We start from the raw sequence: 19179 nt of genomic DNA on the forward strand, positions 1-19179 counted from the left end.
TTCAGAAGTGGCGATAAGGCTTGCGGATGCCGAAGCCCTCGAACCGTTTGGTATTGGCCTTGGCGCGGACACGCCCTGCTTCCTGATGCAACCCGAATACGGTTGCAATCAGCATGGCGACGGTCATTGCGGCGGCGAGCATGTAGATCAGCATGTGCGTGTTCTCCTGCGCCTAACAACGTTTAAATGGGGTTTTGGTTTCATCTTCTGAAGCTGCAACCTAGTGAACGCTGCGTGAAGCCTCTGTGATCGGCCCGTTCATCTGTCGTTCATTTCAGCCAAAAGGTTCACTCAAAGCGCATCGCGATTAACGTGGCCCAGGCGATGCGCATTGAGTCCCCGTCTGGGTGCCTGTCCTAGTCCCAAAACCGCTGCGCACTTTTGGGCGACATGCATCGGCGGCTCGCTGATCGGATTGCCTTTGCGAGAGAGGCTCGCTAGAAGCACCTGCCATGACCGAACGCATCGCCCTTTATGCCGGCTCCTTCGACCCGCTGACCAACGGCCATCTCGACGTGCTGAAGGCGTCGCTGGCCGTGGCGGACACCGTCTATGCGGCGATCGGCATTCATCCCGGCAAGAAGCCGCTGTTTTCGTTCGAGGAACGGGTCGGCCTCATCGAAGCGGCGACGAAGGCCGAATTCGGCCGTGACGGCGCCCGCATCAAGGTTGTCGCTTTCGACGGGCTGGTCATCGACGCGGCCAGGAAGCAGGGTGCCTCGATCATGATCCGCGGCCTGCGCGACGGCACCGATCTCGACTACGAGATGCAGATGGCCGGCATGAACGAGACCATGGCGCCGGAACTGCAGACGGTTTTTCTGCCCGCCAGCCCTTCGGTGCGAACCATTACCGCCACACTTGTCCGTCAGATAGCCTCGATGGGAGGCGACATCCGCCCCTTCGTGCCGGCGGCTGTGGCTGGCGTACTCACCGCCAAATTCGCGAAATAAGGCATGTCGCCCAGAAGTCGAACCCGGTTTCGGGACAGCGATATGCATGAAACAAAGGTTTTCGGAGAAAGATCCATGCAGCTCAAAAGGCTCGCCACCTGCTTTGTCGTTCTTTTCGGCCTTGTGGCTGCATCCGTTTCGGCCTTCGCCGCCGATCCGGAAAACACCATGATCATCACGCTGAAGGGCGGCGACGTGACCATCGCACTCAGGCCTGATCTCGCGCCGAAGCATGTCGAGCAGATCAAGAAGCTGGTGCGCCAGGGCGCTTACGACAGCGTCGCTTTCCACCGCGTCATCGACGGCTTCATGGCACAGACCGGCGACGTGAAGTTCGGCAACATGAAGAACGGTTTCAACGCCGATGCTGTCGGCACCGGCGCTTCCGATCTTCCCGACCTGCCGGCTGAATTCTCGACATCCGAGCGCTACGTGCGCGGCGTCGTCGGAATGGCCCGCTCGCAAAACCCGGATTCCGCCAATTCGCAGTTCTTCATCATGTTCGCGCCGGCGCCGCCGCTCGATGGCCAGTACACCATCGTCGGCAATGTCGAGAAAGGCATGGAGTTGGTGGACCAGATAAAGAAAGGCGACGAGGCGCAGAACGGGGTTGTCACCGGTCCCGATCGCATGATCAAGGTGCGTATCGCCGCCGACGGCAAGTAAACCCATTAGTTTCAAAGGATATTCTGACATGGCCGAGATCAAGGACCGCGAGAACGCGCTCATCATGGAAACGACCAAGGGCAAGGTCGTCATCGAACTGTTTCCCGATCTGGCGCCCGGCCATGTCGGCCGCATCAAGGAACTGGCGCGCGAAGGCGCTTATGACGGCGTGGTGTTCCATCGCGTCATCGACGGCTTCATGGCGCAGACCGGCGATGTGAAATTCGGCAATTCCAGCAAGCCCTCTTTCGCGCCCGCCCGTGCCGGCACGGGCGGCTCCGACAAGCCCGACCTGAAGGCCGAGTTCTCCAACGCCAACCATGGCCGCGGCACCTGCTCGATGGCGCGCTCGCAGAACCCGAACTCGGCCAACTCGCAGTTCTTCATCTGCTTCGATGATGCCGCCTTCCTCAATCGCCAATACACGGTCTGGGGCCAGGTCATCGAAGGCATGGACAATGTCGACAAGATCAAGCGCGGCGAGCCGGTGCCGGATCCCGACAAGATCGTGTCGCTGAAGGTCGCGGCCGACGTGAAATGATCTACCGGGCTGTCGCGGCTATCACTCTGATGCTTGTCGCGGCGGCCACTTCGGCGCTGGCGACGGAATCGATCGTTTGCAGCGCTGAAGGCGACGCGGCATCGATCGATGTCCTGATGGGAAACACCGCCGCGATCGCAGTCGCGCGCGTGTGGCTGGATGCCGGCGGCAAGACATGGACCACCGACGGTCAGCCGGGATCGACGAAAGTGATCGTCGGACAGGCATTCGAGGACGACCAGCACATGGCGATCGATCTCACCGACGAGGGTATCAGCTCGATTGTCGCCAAACTGCGACTGGTCAAGGCCCGCGAACAGTCCAATTTCGCAATGGGCGGCACGCTGAGCATCGACGGTGTTGGCGCCTGGGCGGTGACCTGCCCGGAACCTTGAGGCGGGATTTTCTTGCGCGTCGACCTTTTCGACTTTGATCTGCCGGAGGAGCGCATCGCGCTTCGACCGGCAGAACCGCGCGACAGCGCCAAAATGCTGGTTGTCAGGCCGGGTGAGGGGCTTGAGAACCGGACGGTGCGCGAGCTACCGACCCTGCTCGAGGCCGGTGATGTGCTGGTCTTCAACGACACCAAGGTCATTCCGGCGCAGTTGAAAGGCATCAGGCGGCGCGGCGAAGCGGCGGCGCAAGTCGAAGCCACGCTGCACATGCGGGTGGCTCCCGACCGCTGGCTGGCTTTCATGCGGCCGGGCAAGCGCATCGCCGTTAGCGACCGCATCCATTTCGGCCATGACACCAATTCCTGCTTTCTCGGCCAGCTCGATGCCACGGTGATCGAGAAGGGCGAGGCCGGCGAGGCGTTGCTTGGCTTTGACCTGTCAGGTCCATTCCTCGACGAGGCGCTGCATGCCGTCGGCCACATTCCGTTGCCGCCCTACATCGCCTCGAAGCGCGATGACGACGAGCGCGACCGCAGCGACTACCAGACCATCTATGCCAGGGAGGAGGGCGCCGTGGCGGCACCCACGGCCGGCCTGCATTTCACGCCGGAGCTTTTCGCCGCGCTCGATGCCAAAGGCGTCGAGCGGCGCTTCGTCACCCTGCATGTCGGCGCCGGCACGTTCCTGCCGGTGAAAGTCGACGACACCGCCGATCACAAGATGCATGCCGAGATCGGCTCGGTCAGCGCGGAAACCGCCGAGGCGCTGAACGCGGCAAAGGCGCGTGGCGGGCGCATCATCGCCGTCGGCACGACGTCGCTGCGCCTGCTTGAAAGCGCTGCGCGGGAGGACGGCCGGCTCGCCGCGTGGTCCGGCCCGACGGACATCTTCATCACGCCCGGCTACCGTTTCAAGGCCGCCGACATGCTGATGACCAATTTCCATCTGCCGCGCTCGACGCTGTTCATGCTGGTTTCGGCGTTTTGCGGTCTGGAAACGATGCGTGCGGCCTATGCGCATGCGATCGAGAACCGCTACAGGTTTTATTCCTACGGAGACGCAAGTCTGCTGTTCAAGGAGGATAACGATGGACGCGCGTCCGGTATACACAAGGAATTCAATGACTAAGGCGTTTACCTTCGAGGTGCTGGCGACCGACGGCAAAGCGCGGCGCGGCGCGATCACCATGCCGCGCGGAGAAATCCGCACGCCCGCCTTCATGCCGGTCGGCACCGGCGGCACGGTCAAGACCATGTATATGGATCAGGTGCGTGGCGTCGGCTCGGACATCATCCTGGGCAACACCTATCATCTGATGCTGCGGCCCGGCGCCGAACGTGTGGCGCGGCTTGGCGGCCTGCATGAATTCGCCCGCTGGCCGCATCCGATCCTGACCGACAGCGGCGGCTTCCAGGTTATGTCGCTGTCGAAGCTGAGGAAACTCACCGAGAAGGGCGTCACCTTCCGCTCGCACATCGACGGCGCCGCCTATGAGATGTCGCCCGAGCGCTCGATCGAGATCCAGGGACTGCTCGATTCCGACATCCAGATGCAGCTCGACGAATGCACTGCGCTGCCGGCCATGGAGAAAGAGATCGAGCGGGCCATGGAGCTGTCGCTGCGCTGGGCCGAGCGTTGCAAGACGGCGTTCGGCGATCAGCAGGGCAAGGCGATGTTCGGCATCGTCCAGGGCGGCGACATACCGGCCTTGCGGCTGCGCTCGTCGCAGGCGCTGAAAGCGATGGACCTCAAGGGCTATGCGATAGGCGGGCTGGCCGTCGGCGAGCCGCAAGCGGTGATGCTCGAAATGCTCGAAATCACCTGCCCGGAGCTGCCGGCGGACAGGCCGCGCTATCTGATGGGTGTCGGCACGCCTGACGACATCTTGAAATCGGTGGCGCGCGGCATCGACATGTTCGATTGCGTGATGCCGACGCGCGCCGGCCGTCATGGCCTCGCCTATACACGGCGCGGCAAGGTCAATCTGCGCAACGCTCGCCATGCCGACGATCCGCGCCCGCTGGACGAGGAGAGCGACTGCCCGGCCGCCAGAGATTATTCGCGCGCCTATCTGCACCATCTGGTCCGCTCGCAAGAGGCGTTGGGGGCGATGCTGCTGACCTGGAACAATCTTTCCTACTACCAGAAGCTGATGCAGGACATTCGTGCCGCCATCGAGGCCGGCGCCTTCGAGACTCGGGCGGTGGAAATTTCTGAGGGCTGGGCAAGGGGCGATATTCCAGCCCGCTAAAGCCTGTCCGGGAACTGTTTTGAAACGACTGACGAATAAGCATTGCCGGGATGGCATTGGGCGGGGACCAAGAACCTGTTCGTCTCGGGACAAGCTTCAGCTTCAGAAGTGACGGCGCGGACGAACGGCGTTGCCGAACCTTGCGCCTCTTCTTTCATGTCGGTCCGGCGATGGATGGCCAAGCCATCGCTTGCGATTTTTGCGATCGTTGTGGCTGGCCTTGTTCTGCGGTTGCTGGGCGCACGCGGCGATCTCTGGCTGGACGAGATCTGGAGTTTTTCTCTCATCGAGCCGCTCACCTCGATCAACCAGATCTTCTGGCGCGTAAATCACGACAACAATCATTTCCTCAATTCGGCCTATCTGTATCTGATCGGCCCTGATACTTCGCCGCTGCTCCAACGAGGCCTGTCCATCGCGTTCGGCGCCAGCACGATTGTTGCAGCTGCAGCAGTGCCACGCGGGCGATGGGCGATGATTTCCACAAGTCTGCTGTTTGCAGTGAGCTATCCGATGGTCCACTACGGCTCGGAAGCGCGCGGCTACGCCGGGCTGGTGCTGTTCACGCTCCTTTCTGTGGTTTTTCTGGAACGCTGGCTCGACAAACGAGGTTCATCGGTCATCGCTTTGGCCGCGGCGATCCTGCTGGGCCTGCTGTCTCACCTCACGATGATCGAAATGGTGCCGGTCCTTGTAGCCTGGACCACATGGGTCACTTGGCTGCGCACGGAAAGGATTGGCCGCACACTCGCTGACGTCGGTTTGACTTTCACGCCTGCCGTCCTTGCGGTGCTGCCGTTGGCCATCTGCGTGGTCGTCGGCGCCCAGCTGTCCGGCTTCGTCGTCGGGGGTGTTTCGCCTTTCTCGTTCCAGGCGTTCGCAAAGGGATATGGCGGGGTGATCAGATATCTGCTGGGCCTGCCGTCCTGGATTGGCGATTGGACCTGCATCGCTGCTGCCTGCGGCATGGTCTGCATCTCTGCCGGCATATGGCGTGATCGTCGGGCCAGTCTCTACGTCATCGGAATTGTGGGATTGCCTGCCCTCATGTGCGCAGCGAATCTGCCCAATCTCCAGATCCCACGCTATTTCATCGTCAGTGGAACGTTGTTGCTGCTTTGGACTGGCGAGATGCTCGGTCGCGGCTTCGATGCGGGCGGGTTCAAAAGATATCTGGCGGCAGGAGCGCTCGCGGTCATGATGAGCGGCAGCATATCGTCGCTGCTGCAGTTCTACGAATATGGCCGCGGTTCCTATGCCTCGATCGTGGGGCAGATGACGCAAAACGGTGCCACCACCTATGCCAGCAACCACGACTTCCGGACTGCGATGGTCGTCGACTACTTTGCAGCGCGGACAGGCCGTCAGGCTTGGTTCGTCCCGAAAGACGAACTATGCATTCGACGTCCCGCTTGGCTGATCATGGAGGGGGATCCTGACATACAATCGAAACGGGTCGAACCCGCGTCGGCTTGCGCACTTGCCTATGAGCGAATTGATGCGTCAAGGAACTGGGGCCTATCAGGGCTGAGCTGGACGCTTTACCGGCGGCGCGATTGATCAGACCGTCGCGGCTCGGGCAGGCGCTCAGGTGCTCAGCGAAGTGGAAGCAGCGCAGGCTGCAGCCGGTGATGCGGAAGCTGCCGTCGGGCTGTTGCGTGTAGACGGCCGTGTAATCCTTGCCATCCGGCCCGACGATAACATACGGTCGGCGGCGCTTCACGGTTTCAGCAGCCGCGAACATTCGCCGTCCGGCCGCAGTTAAGCTTCTTCCTTTAAATCGGGTTCTGCCTGAGCGCCGTCCTGATGCTTGAAAGCCGCGCGGCAGTCTGCCACAAGGGCCGCCTATGCGCATGACCCCAAAAATCGGAATCGATTTTCGGAAAGGATCATGCGCAATCAAAGTGCTACAGCGTCCTTTGCGCGTTCTGAAGGACGCGCGGCGCTGTAGGCGCAAGCTTGAGCAGGACCGGTCAATGAAGGCATTTTTCGTGCAGATAAAGTGCGATCTGGGCAAGGCCTATGACGTTGCCAGCGCTTTGGCCGATGCCGAGATCGCTTCGGAAATCTACTCGACAGCCGGCAACTACGATCTGCTCGCCAAATTCTACGTCGACGACGAGGAAGACATCGGCCATTTCGTCAACGAGAAGGTGCAGATTCTTCCAGGCATCAAGGACACGTTCACGGTCGTCACCTTTCGCGCGTTCTGAGCAGCGCCTGCCGCCTGCCTGGACATAAGGCAAAGCCTGATCGCAGCCATATTGGTGCTGCCCTAATTTTAGGCAGCCGCCACATACTGATCGCCCGCGTCCTCCAAATCGCCGATTGCGCTTGATTTTCTCCGGTGACGCCAGTGAAATGGCCTCACAGGGGAGTATGCGATTGGCAGCCTTCGACGAAATGCTTCCGGAAATCTCCGGATTGAGAAAACCGTATTCGGCTTACGATCGCTGGCTGAAGGAGCAGGATCCGGCCAGGCTTACTGAAAAGATGCAGGACGCCGAACGCGTCTTTCGCAAGACCGGCATCACCTTTGCCGTCTATGGCGAGCAGGAAGCCTCCGAACGCCTGATTCCCTTCGATATCGTTCCGCGCATCATATCCGGCAATGAATGGCGACGGCTGACGCAAGGCATCGAGCAGCGCGTCCAGGCGCTGAACGCCTTCCTCGACGATATCTACCACCGCCAGGAGATCTTGCGCGCCGGGCGCGTCCCCAAGGAATTGATCGCCAAGAACGAGGCGTTCCTGCCGGAGATGATCGGAGTGCGGCCGCCGGCGGGCGTCTACACCCATATCATCGGCGTCGATATCGTGCGCATCAGCGAGAACGAGTTCTACGTGCTGGAGGACAATGCGCGCACGCCGTCCGGCGTCTCCTACATGCTGGAGAACCGCGAGACGATGATGCAGCTCTTTCCCGAGCTGTTCCAGCAGATCAAGGTACGCCCGGTGGAAAACTATCCGCAGCTCTTGCGCCAATCGCTGGCAGCGGTGCGGCCGCAAAGCACCAAGGGCGCGCCGACCATCGCCGTGCTGACGCCTGCCTCAACTCCGCCTATTTCGAGCATGCCTTCCTTGCCGATCAGATGGGCGTGCAGCTTGTCGAGGGACAGGATCTGCGCGTCGTCGACGGCCATGTCGCGATGCGCACGACCGAAGGCTACAAGCAGATCGACGTGCTTTATCGAAGGGTCGATGATTCTTTCCTCGATCCGCTGACCTTCCGTCCGGACTCGGCACTTGGCGTGCCGGGCATCATGGATGTCTACCGCGCCGGCAACATCACCATCGCCAATGCGCCGGGAACCGGCATCGCCGACGACAAGGCGATCTATTCCTACATGCCCGAGATCGTCGAATTCTACACCGGCCGCAAGGCGATCCTCGGCAACATCCCGACCTGGCGCTGCTCGGAGCCGGACAGCCTGAAATATGTGCTCGAACACATCCATGAGCTGGTGGTGAAGGAAGTTCACGGGTCCGGCGGCTACGGCATGCTGGTGGGGCCGGCGGCGACCAAGAAGGAATGCGAGGATTTTTCCAAGAAACTCGCGGCAAAACCGTCGAACTACATCGCCCAGCCGACACTGGCGCTGTCGACCTGTCCGATCCTGACCGACAAAGGACTGGCGCCGCGCCATGTCGATCTCAGGCCCTATGTGCTGGTTTCCGACCGCATCCAGATCGTGCCGGGCGGGCTGACGCGCGTGGCGCTCAAGGAAGGCTCGCTGGTGGTCAACTCATCGCAGGGCGGCGGCACCAAGGATACGTGGGTGCTCGATGATTAATTTTCACTTGAAGGTTTTTTGATGCTTTTAGGCCGCACCGCCAACGGGCTCTACTGGATGAACCGCTATATCGAGCGGGCGGAAAACATGGCGCGGCTGGTCGATGCCGGGCTGCGCATGGCGCTGACCCGCACCCAGAATGCCTCCGAAGAGTGGAATTCGGTGCTGCTCAGCGCCGGCTCGGATGCTGCCTTCACGCAGAAATATTCCGACTATACCGCCGCCAACGTCGCCGATTTCCTGCTGCGCGACACATCCAACCCGTCGAGCACGATGGCGTCGATCGAGACGGCTCGCAACAATGCCCGCATGGTGCGCACCGCGCTGACGCGCGAAACCTGGGAAAGCATCAACGAAGCCTGGATGTCGCTTAAGCGGATGCTGGCCAGGCCGATCGACGAGCGCGACCTGCCCAGTGTGCTCGACGCGATCAAGCGCGAGACGGCCCTGATCCGCGGCTCGTTCTACGGCACCATGCTGCGCAATGAGATCTTCGATTTCTCGCAGCTCGGCACCTATGTCGAACGCGCCGACAACACGGCACGCATCCTGGATGTGAAATACTACGTGCTGTTGCCGTCGATCTCGTGGGTCGGCTCCACGCTCGACAATTACCAGTGGGAATCGATCCTGCGCTCGGTGTCGGCGCATCGCTCCTATCGCTGGGTCTACGAGGCCGACTACAAGCCGAGCAACATCGCCGACTATCTGATCCTCAACGTTCGCATGCCGCGCTCGCTGACCTTCTGCTATCGTTTCCTGACGGAGCATCTCAGATTCCTGGGCGACGATTATGGCGAGCGCCATGCCTGTCATGCGACAGCCGGCAAGACCCAGGCCATGCTGGCGGCCGGCTCGATCAAGGACATATTCGACGCCGGCCTGCATGAATTCCTGGCGAATTTCATCCGCGACAACATCAGGCTCGGCGACGAGATCGCGCAGGACTATCGATTCTATTGAGGAAGCCATGCGGCTGAAGATCACCCACCGGACCGAATACCGCTACGATGCGCCGGTGCATTATCTGCTGCAGCGGCTGCGGCTGCTTCCGGTCAGCGGATCGACGCAGACCGTCTTGTCCTGGTCGCTGAAGATCGAAGGGGCTCGCGAGGAAGTGCGCTTCAGCGACCATTTCGGCAACGACACACGACTGTTGAGCGTCGAAGGCGAGCGCGATTTCATCACCGTCGAGGCATCAGGCGAGGTGGTGACACGCGACACATCGGGCGTCTCCGGGCCACATCAGGGCTTCGCGCCGCTCTGGCTGTTTGGCCATGAAACGCCGTTGACCACGATCGGCAGCGGCATTCGCGAACTCGCGGCGTCGGTCGGCGAGGGGACCGATATCGAAAGGTTGCACCGGCTGATGGCCGTGATCGGCGAGCGTGTCGCCTATACGCCAGGCACCACCAACGCGACGACCCCGGCCGAGGACGCTCTGGCGCTCAAGACCGGCGTCTGCCAGGACCACAGCCACATCTTTGCCGCCGCCGCGCGCGCCATGGGGTTTCCGGCCCGCTACGTCAGCGGCTATCTGATGATGGATGCTGCGGTCGAGCAGGCGGCAAGCCATGCCTGGGCCGAGGCGCATGTTGCGGGCCTGGGCTGGGTCGCGTTCGACGTCGCCAACGGCATTTCGCCCGACGAACGCTATGTAAAGGTGGCGACCGGCCGTGATTACCGCGACGCCACGCCCGTATCGGGAATTCGGCTGGGACAAGCGGAAGAACAGCTTGCGGTCACCGTCACGGTAGAGCAGTAATCCCCGGCAAGATTGCTGCCAAAGAGATTCGATGACCTATTGCGTCGGCCTGAAGATCGATCGCGGGCTCGTGTTCATGTCCGACACGCGCACCAATGCCGGCATGGATTCGATCTCGACCTTCAAGAAGATGCATGTCTGGGAGGAACCGGGCGAGCGCGTCATCGTGCTGATGTCGGCCGGCAATCTGGCGACGACGCAGGCGGTCGTCAGCCTGCTCGACGAGCGCACCAAGGCAGTTGGCGATCGCCACGCGACACTGCTCGAAACGCCCTCCATGTACCAGACGGTGCGGATGGTCGGTGATACCGTCAAGGAAGTCATCGCCAGTTCGTCACCAACCGGCGACAGGGCGGATTCCTATTTCAATGCCTCCTTCATCCTCGGCGGCCAGATCAAGGGCAGCGCGCCGCGGCTGTTCATGATCTATCCGGAAGGCAATTTCATCGAATCGACCGACGACACGCCGTTTTTCCAGATCGGCGAGACCAAATACGGCAAGCCGATCATCATCCGCGCCTATGAAAAGACGATGAGTTTCGCCGAGACGGTGAAGCTACTGCTGGTCTCGTTCGACTCGACGCTGAAATCGAACCTGTCGGTCGGTCTGCCGCTCGACCTGCTATTCTACGAAAAGGACGCCTACAAGGTCAGCCTGAAGAAGCGGATAGCCCAGGACGATCAATACTACCGCACCATCTCAGACGGCTGGTCGAACGCGCTGAAGACTGCCTTTGCGAGCTTGCCTGATTTTCCCGAATAGACGGCCCGTCTTTCCGGAGGTGCGATGAACAACGACGATTTCCGGCAATGGTCGAGGCGCGCTGCGGATTGGGGCGCCGACTATCGCAACTCGCTGCGCGAAAGACCGGTGCGGCCGCTGGTCGAGCCGGGTGGCATTTTCAAGAGCGTAGAGACTTCGCCGCCTGAAGCGGCGGAGCCGATGGATGAGATCTTCGCCGACTTCGAGCAAAAGATCCTGCCGGGCATGACGCATTGGCAGCATCCGCGCTTCTTCGCCTATTTCCCGGCCAACGCCGCACCGGTTTCGGTGGTGGCCGAATATCTGGTCTCGGTGATGGCCGCGCAATGCATGCTCTGGCAGACCTCGCCGGCAGCGACCGAGCTCGAGACGCGCGTCGTCGACTGGATGCGTCAGGCGCTTGGTCTGCCGGAAGGGTTTTCCGGCGTCATGCAGGATTCGGCATCGTCGGCGACGCTCGCCGCCGTGTTGACCATGCGCGAGCGCGCGCTCGACTGGCAGGGCAACGAGAAGGGCCTGCAAGGCCAGCCGACATTGCGCGTCTATTCTTCCGACCAGGTTCATACCTCCATCGACCGGGCGATCTGGGTATCGGGCATCGGCGAGGACAACCTCGTGCGCATTCCGGTTGCCGGCCGCTTTCGCGCCATGGATGTCGCAGCCCTGGAAGAGGCGATCGTCGCCGACCGGGAGGCGGGCATGCTGCCGGCCGGCATCATTGCTTGTGTCGGCGGCACCAGCACCGGCGGCACCGATGACATCGCCGAAGTCGCCGCGGTGGCGAAACGGCAGGGGCTCTATGTGCATGTCGATGCCGCCTGGGCCGGTTCGGCGATGATATGTCCGGAATACCGGCATTTCTGGGCGGGCGTGGAGCACGCGGATTCTATCGTCTTCAACCCGCACAAATGGCTGGGTGCGCAATTCGACTGCTCGATCCAGTTTATCCGCCGGCCGGAAGACCTGGTGCGGACGCTGGCCATCAAGCCGGATTACCTGAAGACGCACGGGCGCGACGGCATCATCAACTATTCCGAATGGTCGGTGCCGCTCGGGCGGCGCTTTCGCGCACTGAAACTATGGTTCCTGCTACGCGCCCACGGGCTGGAAAATCTCCGGAGCATGATCCGCAACCATGTCGCCTGGAGCGAAGGCCTTGCCGAGCGGCTGGCCGGGGAACCGGATTTCGAGATCGTCACGGAACCGATGCTGTCGTTGTTCTCGTTCCGGCATCTGGCGGCGGCGGGAATCGATTCGGACGAACACAATCTGCGGCTGGTCAACGCGATCAACGACGATGGCCGCATCTACCTGACCCAGACACGGGTGGGCGGACAGGTGGCGATCCGCTTTCAGGTCGGCCAGTTCGATACGACGGCGGCGGATGTCGACACCGCTTTCGAAGTCGTCACCGAAATCGCCCGCGGTCTGGGTTGAGTTGAATTGGTCGGCAAAGTTGCGCCGAGGTTTGTCTTTGGACGCATGTGATTTCGTTAGCCGGCTTATGCCTTTTCATCACTTTCGTTTTCCGCTATAGACAAGAAAAACGAAAACGGGAGCTTCCCCAATGTATCTGTCGCCGCGCCATTCAGAGATCATCCAGATGGCCAAGGACCACGGCCGCGTGCTGGTCGACGATCTGGCGACGCATTTCAACGTGACGCCGCAGACCATCCGCAAGGACCTCAACGATCTGTGCGACCAGCGGCTGCTGTCGCGCATTCATGGCGGGGCGCTGTTTCCCTCCGGCATCGAGAACATGGAATATGAGGCACGGCGCAAGATCGCCGCCGACGAGAAGGAGGCGATCGGTCGCGCGGCGGCCAGGCTGATCCCGGATAATGCCTCGCTGTTCATCAATATCGGCACCACGACGGAGTCGGTCAGCAAGGCGCTTCTTGATCATAGTGGCCTGATGGTCATCACCAATAACATCAATGTTGCCAACAGGATGCGTATATATCCTTCGATCGAGGTGGTGATCGCCGGCGGCGTCGTGCGTGGTTCCGACGGCGGCGTGGTCGGCGAGGCGGCGGTCGATTTCATCAGGCAGTTCAAGGTCGACTACGCGGTGATCGGCGCCTCGGCGATCGACCATGACGGTGCGCTGCTCGATTTCGATTTTCGTGAAGTGAAGGTGGCGCAGGCGATCATCGCCAATGCCCGGCATGTGATCCTCGTCTCCGACCAGACCAAGTTCGAGCGGACGGCGCCGGTCCGGATCGGCCACCTGTCGCAGGTCAACACCTTCATCACCGATCGCTGCGACATCCCGTCGGTGCGCAAAATCTGCCAGGAGGCAGAGGTTCAACTGATCGAAACGTCGCTCTCCTAAAGGGTGCCGTTGCGGCAATTGTCGCCGTTTATATTTCGTTTGACATTCGTTCTCATTTCGAAATAATCCCGTCACGGTTTCGTAAAAACCTAAAAATGCTGCAATGCGAAATCCGGGAGGACTTTTGTGGACGCACCCCCGATCCATGACATCTTCGTCATCGGTGGCGGTATCAACGGCTGCGGCATTGCCCGCGATGCAGTTGGGCGCGGCTTTTCGGTCTTCCTTGCCGAAATGAACGATCTGGCCAGCGGAACCTCCTCCGGCTCGACCAAACTGATCCATGGCGGCTTGCGCTACCTCGAGTTCTATGAGTTCCGCCTGGTGCGCGAGGCGCTGATGGAGCGCGAGATTCTGTGGAAGAACGCGCCGCACATCATCTGGCCGATGCGCTTCGTGCTGCCCTATGCCAAGGGTCTGCGCCCGGCCTGGCTGATCAGGCTCGGCCTTTTCCTTTACGACCACATTGGCGGACGCAAGTTGCTGCCGGCGACCAAGACGCTGGACATGGCAAGGGATCCGGCCGGCAAGCCGCTGAAGCCGTTGTTTCGAAAGGCCTTCGAGTATTCCGACGGCTGGGTCAACGATGCGCGGCTGGTGGCGTTGAACGCCCGCGACGCCGCCGACCGCGGCGCGACGATCCGAACCCGAACGAAAGTCATCGGCGCACGTCGTGAAGGCGGGCTTTGGGCGGTTAGGCTGGAAAACACGCAGACCGGGGACACCGAGGAGGTCAAGGCGCGGCTTTTGGTCAACGCCGCCGGTCCATGGGTTGACCAGGTGCTGTCCGCGACCGTCGGCTTGAACGACGTGCACAATGTCCGGCTGGTACAGGGCAGCCATATCGTCATCGCTAAGAAGTTCGACGATCCGCGCGCCTATTTTTTCCAGAACAAGGACGGCCGCATAATTTTCGCGATTCCCTACGAGGAAGAGTTCACGCTGATCGGCACCACCGACCAGGACTATCCTGGCGACCCGCATGGCGTGAAGATCAGCGACGCAGAGATCGATTACCTCTGTGCTGCGGCGAGCGAATATTTCGCGAAACCGGTCAAGCGTTCGGACATCGTCTGGACTTATTCCGCCGTGCGCCCGCTTTATGACGACGGCGCCTCCAAGGCGCAGGAAGCGACCCGCGACTATGTGCTGAAGGCCGACGGCGGCGAGGGCACGGCACCGATCGTCAACACTTTTGGCGGCAAGATCACCACTTATCGCCGACTGTCGGAATCGATGCTCGAGAAAATCGAGGGTTTTCTCGGCAAGCGCGGCAAGCCGTGGACGGCAAACGCGCCGCTTCCGGGCGGCGATTTCCCGGCGAGCGGCTTCGATGCCGAAGTGGCGAAACTGAAAACGGCCTATCCGTTCCTCGACGCGCGCCTGGCGCGCCGCCTGACCCGGCTTTACGGGACTCGCGCAAGGATGCTGCTGGGCCTCGCCAGATCGAATGCCGACCTTGGCCGGAACTTCGGCGCCGATCTCTACGAGGCCGAGGTGCGGTACCTCGTTCAAAATGAATGGGCGATGACGGCCGAAGATGTATTGTGGCGCAGGACCAAGCGCGGCCTGCATCTGGGCCGCGAGCAGGCGGCAGCGCTCGACGAATTCATGCGCGGGATAAGCCGGCGCCATGTCGCGGCTGCCGAATAGTGGGGTCTGACTGATGCAGAAAGCCTGGGAGGAGGCATCATGCTGGAACTGAGAAACGTGACGAAGACGGTCGGCGCGACGGAGCATATACGCGACGTGTCCCTGACGCTTCAGCACGGCTCGCTCAACGTCCTTCTCGGACCGACGCTCTCCGGCAAGACCAGCCTGATGCGGCTGATGGCCGGCCTTGATGTTCCGACATCCGGTTCGGTCTGGTTCGACGGCAAGGATGTCACCGGTATCCCGGTGCAGAAGCGCAACGTCGCCATGGTCTACCAGCAGTTCATCAACTATCCGGCGATGACCGTTTACGAGAACATCGCCTCGCCGCTGAGGGTGGCCGGGACCGAGCGGGCAAAGATCGACAAGGAGGTGCGCAATGCTGCAGCCCTGCTCAAGCTGACGCCCTTTCTCGACCGCACGCCGCTCAGCCTCTCGGGTGGCCAGCAGCAGCGCACCGCGCTGGCGCGCGCCATCGTCAAGAACGCCAGCCTCGTGCTGCTCGACGAGCCGCTCGCCAATCTCGATTACAAACTGCGCGAGGAGCTGCGTGCGGAATTGCCGAAAATCTTCGCGGCGAGCGGCACCATCTTCGTCTACGCCACGACGGAGCCGCACGAAGCTTTGCTGCTCGGCGGCAACACGGCGACGCTTTCCGAAGGCCGCATCACTCAGTTCGGCCCCACGATCGACGTCTTTCGCAGGCCGAACGACCTCGTCACGGCCAAGACTTTCGCGGATCCGCCGCTCAACACGATTGTGCTGAAGAAGAGCGGCTCGAGCTTCCTTCTTGATGGTGGGGTGAACCTCCCGGTGCCGGCTGAGCTCGCCGGTATTGCCGATACGAGTTACACGATCGGCTTCCAGCCCCACCATCTCTCTCTTACTCGGCCGAGCCCGTCAGCGGTTCCGGTGAGAGCCAAGGTCTCGGTCACCGAGATCACCGGTTCGGAGAGCTTTGTGCATCTCGACTTCGCCGATGTCCGCTGGGTGATGCTGGAGCACGGCATCCTGGTGTTTGAGCCTGACCAGACCATCGAGGTGTTCATCGATCCGCGGCACATCATGGTTTTCGACGCGAACGGCCGCTCGGCCGCGCCGCCACAGATGCTGGCGGCTTGAGGGAGGAGGGCACATGGCGCGCATCGACTGCAACCACATCCGCCACGCCTACGGGCCGCATCCGAAGTCGGACAAGGACTATGCGCTGAAGGAGGTGCATCACGCCTTCGAGGACGGCGGCGCCTATGCGCTGCTAGGGCCGTCGGGCTGCGGCAAGACCACGCTGCTCAACATCATTTCCGGCCTGTTGTACCCGTCACACGGCGAGCTTCTGTTCGACGGCAAGGACGTGACCAATCTGTCGACGCAGGAGCGCAACATCGCGCAAGTATTCCAGTTCCCGGTCATCTACGACACCATGACCGTCTATGACAATCTGGCCTTCCCGCTGCGCAACCGCGGCGTTCCGGAACCCGACGTCGATCGCAAGGTGCGCGAGACGCTGGAAATGACGGGATTGGCCGATATGGCCCGGAGAAAGGCGAGGGGGCTGACTGCCGACCAGAAACAGAAGATCTCGCTCGGACGCGGGCTGGTGCGTTCCGATGTCAACGCGATCCTGTTCGACGAGCCGCTGACCGTCATCGATCCGCATATGAAGTGGGTGCTGCGCTCGCAGCTGAAGCAGTTGCACAGGCGCTTTGGTTTCACCATGGTGTATGTCACGCACGACCAGACCGAGGCGCTCACCTTCGCCGAGAACGTCGTCGTCATGTATGAGGGCGAGATCGTGCAGATCGGCTCTCCGGCCGAATTGTTCGAGCGCCCCAAGCATACATTCGTCGGCTATTTCATCGGCTCGCCGGGCATGAACGTCATGCCGGTCGCGGTCGAAGGCAGCAGCGCGCGGCTCGGCAGCCAGACGATCGAATTGCCGGGCGCGCCCAAGGCTGGAACCACAGGCGTGATCGAACTTGGTATCCGCCCCGAATATGTCAGGCTTGGCGCTACCGGCATGCCGGTTTCAATCCGAAAGGTCGAGGATATCGGCCGCCACAAGGTGGTGCGGGCCAGTTTCGAAGGCCGCGACATCGCGGCGATCGTCGGCGAGGATGAGGACATTCCCGCCGATCCGAAGATCGCTTTCGACCCGGCCGGCATCAACATCTATGCCGATTCCTGGCGCGTCGAGATGGGAGGCTGAGCATGGAAAGGACCTGGAACAACAAGGCCTGGTTCATGGTGCTGCCGGTGCTCTTGCTGGTGGCTTTCTCGGCAATCATCCCGCTGATGACGGTCGTGAATTATTCGGTGCAGGACACTTTCGGCAACAACGTCTTCTTCTGGGCGGGCTCGGAATGGTTCGAGGAAATCCTGCATTCCGACCGTTTTTGGGAAGCGATGGCCCGCAACCTGGCCTTCTCGGCCATCATCCTGATCATCGAGATTCCGCTCGGCATCTTCATTGCGCTCAACATGCCGAAGAAGGGCTGGGGCGTTCCGGTCTGCCTGGTGCTGATGGCGCTGCCGCTGCTCATTCCTTGGAACGTCGTCGGCACGATCTGGCAAGTGTTCGGCCGCGTCGATATCGGCCTGCTCGGATATACGCTGCGGGCGCTCGGCTTCAACTACAACTATGTCAACGACCCGTTCGACGCCTGGATCACCGTTATCGTCATGGACGTCTGGCACTGGACGAGCCTTGTGGTCTTGCTCTGCTACGCGGGATTGGTCTCGATCCCCGACGCCTATTACCAGGCGGCGAAGATCGACGGTGCGTCGCGCTGGGCGATCTTCCGCTATATCCAGCTGCCTAAGATGAACCGCGTGCTGCTGATCGCGGTTCTGCTGCGCTTCATGGATAGTTTCATGATCTACACCGAGCCGTTCGTCGTCACCGGCGGCGGGCCCGGCAACACCACCACTTTCCTGTCGATCGATCTGGTGAAGCTGGCCATCGGAGAGTTCAACCTCGGTGAGGCAGCGGCCATGTCGATCGTCTATTTCTTGATCATCATGCTCCTTTCCTGGGTGTTCTACACCGTCATGACAGCCTACGACGCGGAGCAGTGAGATGGCGCGACTCGAGGAAAGCACGGCCGACGGACGAACGCTGATGCGGCAAACCCCCGCTAGCGCGGAAGCGCAGATAGCGAACGCCACGCTGGCCCGCAAGATGCGGCGACGGGGCGAGGAGTCGAGGTTCTGGTGGCTGGTGCCGACCATCTACATCATCTTCCTGATGCTGCCGATCTACTGGCTGGTCAATATGAGCTTCAAGACCAACCAGGAGATACTCGGCACCTTCTCGCTGTGGCCGAGAAACCCGACGATCGCCAATTACATGGTGATCTTCACCGACCCGTCCTGGTACAAGGGTTACATCAACTCGATCATCTATGTGGTTATGAACACGGTGATTTCCGTCGCCGTGGCGCTTCCGGCAGCCTATGCCTTCTCGCGCTACCGCTTCCTTGGCGACAAGCACCTGTTTTTCTGGCTCTTGACCAACCGCATGGCGCCACCGGCGGTGTTCGCGCTGCCGTTCTTCCAGCTTTATTCGGCATTTGGCCTGATCGACACCCATATCGCGGTGGCGCTGGCGCACTGCCTATTCAACGTCCCGCTGGCGGTCTGGATTCTCGAAGGCTTCATGTCGGGCGTGCCGAAGGAAATCGACGAGACCGCCTATATTGACGGCTATTCCTTCCCGCGTTTCTTCCTCAGGATATTCATGCCGCTGATCGCGAGCGGTGTAGGCGTGGCCTGCTTCTTCTGCTTCATGTTCTCGTGGGTCGAGCTGCTGATCGCACGAACGTTGACCACGACCGCTGCCAAGCCGATCGCCGCGATCATGACGCGCACGGTCTCGGCCTCGGGCCTCGACTGGGGCGTTCTGGCCGCCGCCGGCGTGCTCACCATCCTTCCAGGCGCGCTCGTGATCTGGTTCGTCCGCAACTACATCGCCAAAGGCTTTGCCCTGGGGAGGGTGTGATGAAACGAACGCAAGAGTTCATACGCAACACCATCGCCAAAGGCTTTGCCTTGGGGAGGGTATGAC

Annotated in this window: 19 protein-coding genes and 2 pseudogenes; 19 read left to right on the forward strand and 2 right to left on the reverse strand. The window is 61.2% G+C overall.

The features are described from left to right. Position 1 precedes the first annotated feature (1 nt). Positions 2–154 carry a hypothetical protein gene (locus EJ075_RS27160; RefSeq protein WP_095485300.1) on the reverse strand — a complete coding sequence of 51 codons (153 nt, stop codon included), beginning with the start codon at positions 152–154 and terminating at the stop codon, positions 2–4. A 298-nt stretch (positions 155–452) separates the two neighbouring features. Here EJ075_RS27160 and coaD point away from each other — a divergent pair, with 298 nt between their 5' ends. The 7 genes from coaD to EJ075_RS27195 all read left to right on the forward strand — a co-directional run bounded on the left by coaD (position 453) and on the right by EJ075_RS27195 (position 6366). After that, entirely contained in the window at positions 453–953 is a 501-nt protein-coding gene (gene coaD / locus EJ075_RS27165) for a pantetheine-phosphate adenylyltransferase (RefSeq protein WP_126106453.1), read from the forward strand. A gap of 75 nt (positions 954–1028) precedes the next feature. Next, complete coding sequence (locus EJ075_RS27170; RefSeq protein ID WP_126106454.1) at positions 1029–1619, forward strand: peptidylprolyl isomerase; 591 nt, start codon at positions 1029–1031, stop codon at positions 1617–1619. Between the two features lie 28 nt (positions 1620–1647). Continuing rightward, entirely contained in the window at positions 1648–2160 is a 513-nt protein-coding gene (locus EJ075_RS27175; protein WP_091593716.1) for a peptidylprolyl isomerase, read from the forward strand. Next, positions 2157–2555, forward strand: coding sequence for a hypothetical protein (locus tag EJ075_RS27180; RefSeq protein ID WP_095485298.1), 399 nt, complete (start codon positions 2157–2159; stop codon positions 2553–2555). Before EJ075_RS27175 ends, EJ075_RS27180 begins: the two co-directional genes overlap by 4 nt. Before the next feature lie 12 nt (positions 2556–2567). Next, entirely contained in the window at positions 2568–3683 is a 1116-nt protein-coding gene (queA, locus tag EJ075_RS27185; RefSeq protein WP_126106455.1) for a tRNA preQ1(34) S-adenosylmethionine ribosyltransferase-isomerase QueA, read from the forward strand. Further along, entirely contained in the window at positions 3676–4806 is a 1131-nt protein-coding gene (gene tgt / locus EJ075_RS27190; protein WP_126106456.1) for a tRNA guanosine(34) transglycosylase Tgt, read from the forward strand. Before queA ends, tgt begins: the two co-directional genes overlap by 8 nt. 174 nt (positions 4807–4980) lie before the next feature. Then, positions 4981–6366, forward strand: coding sequence for a hypothetical protein (locus EJ075_RS27195; protein WP_126106457.1), 1386 nt, complete (start codon positions 4981–4983; stop codon positions 6364–6366). 52 nt (positions 6367–6418) lie between these two features. On the opposite strand, the pseudogene EJ075_RS34170 reads toward EJ075_RS27195, so the two are convergent. Next, positions 6419–6508: pseudogene (locus EJ075_RS34170) on the reverse strand (DUF4864 domain-containing protein); the annotation flags it as partial. 274 nt (positions 6509–6782) lie between these two features. On the opposite strand from EJ075_RS34170, the gene EJ075_RS27205 reads away from it, so the two are divergent. The 12 genes and pseudogenes from EJ075_RS27205 to EJ075_RS27260 all read left to right on the forward strand — a co-directional run bounded on the left by EJ075_RS27205 (position 6783) and on the right by EJ075_RS27260 (position 19113). Then, positions 6783–7019, forward strand: coding sequence for an Lrp/AsnC ligand binding domain-containing protein (locus tag EJ075_RS27205; protein WP_023674883.1), 237 nt, complete (start codon positions 6783–6785; stop codon positions 7017–7019). Between the two features lie 190 nt (positions 7020–7209). Next, positions 7210–8600 (forward strand): annotated as a pseudogene (locus tag EJ075_RS27210) (circularly permuted type 2 ATP-grasp protein). A 21-nt stretch (positions 8601–8621) separates the two neighbouring features. After that, positions 8622–9563 carry an alpha-E domain-containing protein gene (locus EJ075_RS27215; RefSeq protein ID WP_095485293.1) on the forward strand — a complete coding sequence of 314 codons (942 nt, stop codon included), beginning with the start codon at positions 8622–8624 and terminating at the stop codon, positions 9561–9563. Positions 9564–9570: 7 nt separating this feature from the next. Then, on the forward strand, positions 9571–10365 hold the full coding sequence (locus tag EJ075_RS27220; protein WP_095485292.1) for a transglutaminase family protein: 795 nt from the start codon (positions 9571–9573) through the stop codon (positions 10363–10365). Between the two features lie 31 nt (positions 10366–10396). Next, on the forward strand, positions 10397–11128 hold the full coding sequence (locus EJ075_RS27225; protein WP_095485291.1) for a peptidase: 732 nt from the start codon (positions 10397–10399) through the stop codon (positions 11126–11128). Between the two features lie 24 nt (positions 11129–11152). Continuing rightward, entirely contained in the window at positions 11153–12565 is a 1413-nt protein-coding gene (locus tag EJ075_RS27230) for an aspartate aminotransferase family protein (protein ID WP_126106458.1), read from the forward strand. A gap of 130 nt (positions 12566–12695) precedes the next feature. Further along, on the forward strand, positions 12696–13463 hold the full coding sequence (locus tag EJ075_RS27235) for a DeoR/GlpR family DNA-binding transcription regulator (RefSeq protein WP_095485289.1): 768 nt from the start codon (positions 12696–12698) through the stop codon (positions 13461–13463). Positions 13464–13589: 126 nt separating this feature from the next. Continuing rightward, positions 13590–15116, forward strand: coding sequence for a glycerol-3-phosphate dehydrogenase (glpD, locus tag EJ075_RS27240; protein ID WP_126106459.1), 1527 nt, complete (start codon positions 13590–13592; stop codon positions 15114–15116). A gap of 39 nt (positions 15117–15155) precedes the next feature. Continuing rightward, entirely contained in the window at positions 15156–16238 is a 1083-nt protein-coding gene (locus tag EJ075_RS27245; protein WP_095485287.1) for an ABC transporter ATP-binding protein, read from the forward strand. A 13-nt stretch (positions 16239–16251) separates the two neighbouring features. Next, positions 16252–17322 (forward strand): ABC transporter ATP-binding protein, encoded by a 1071-nt coding sequence (locus EJ075_RS27250; RefSeq protein ID WP_126106460.1) that lies wholly within the window; start codon positions 16252–16254, stop codon positions 17320–17322. A gap of 2 nt (positions 17323–17324) precedes the next feature. Further along, complete coding sequence (locus tag EJ075_RS27255) at positions 17325–18191, forward strand: sugar ABC transporter permease (protein WP_095485285.1); 867 nt, start codon at positions 17325–17327, stop codon at positions 18189–18191. 1 nt (position 18192) lies between these two features. Further along, positions 18193–19113, forward strand: coding sequence for a carbohydrate ABC transporter permease (locus tag EJ075_RS27260; RefSeq protein ID WP_206437516.1), 921 nt, complete (start codon positions 18193–18195; stop codon positions 19111–19113). Positions 19114–19179 lie beyond the last annotated feature (66 nt).

This window comes from Mesorhizobium sp. M6A.T.Cr.TU.016.01.1.1, from assembly GCF_003952585.1.
Classification (GTDB): domain Bacteria; phylum Pseudomonadota; class Alphaproteobacteria; order Rhizobiales; family Rhizobiaceae; genus Mesorhizobium; species Mesorhizobium mediterraneum.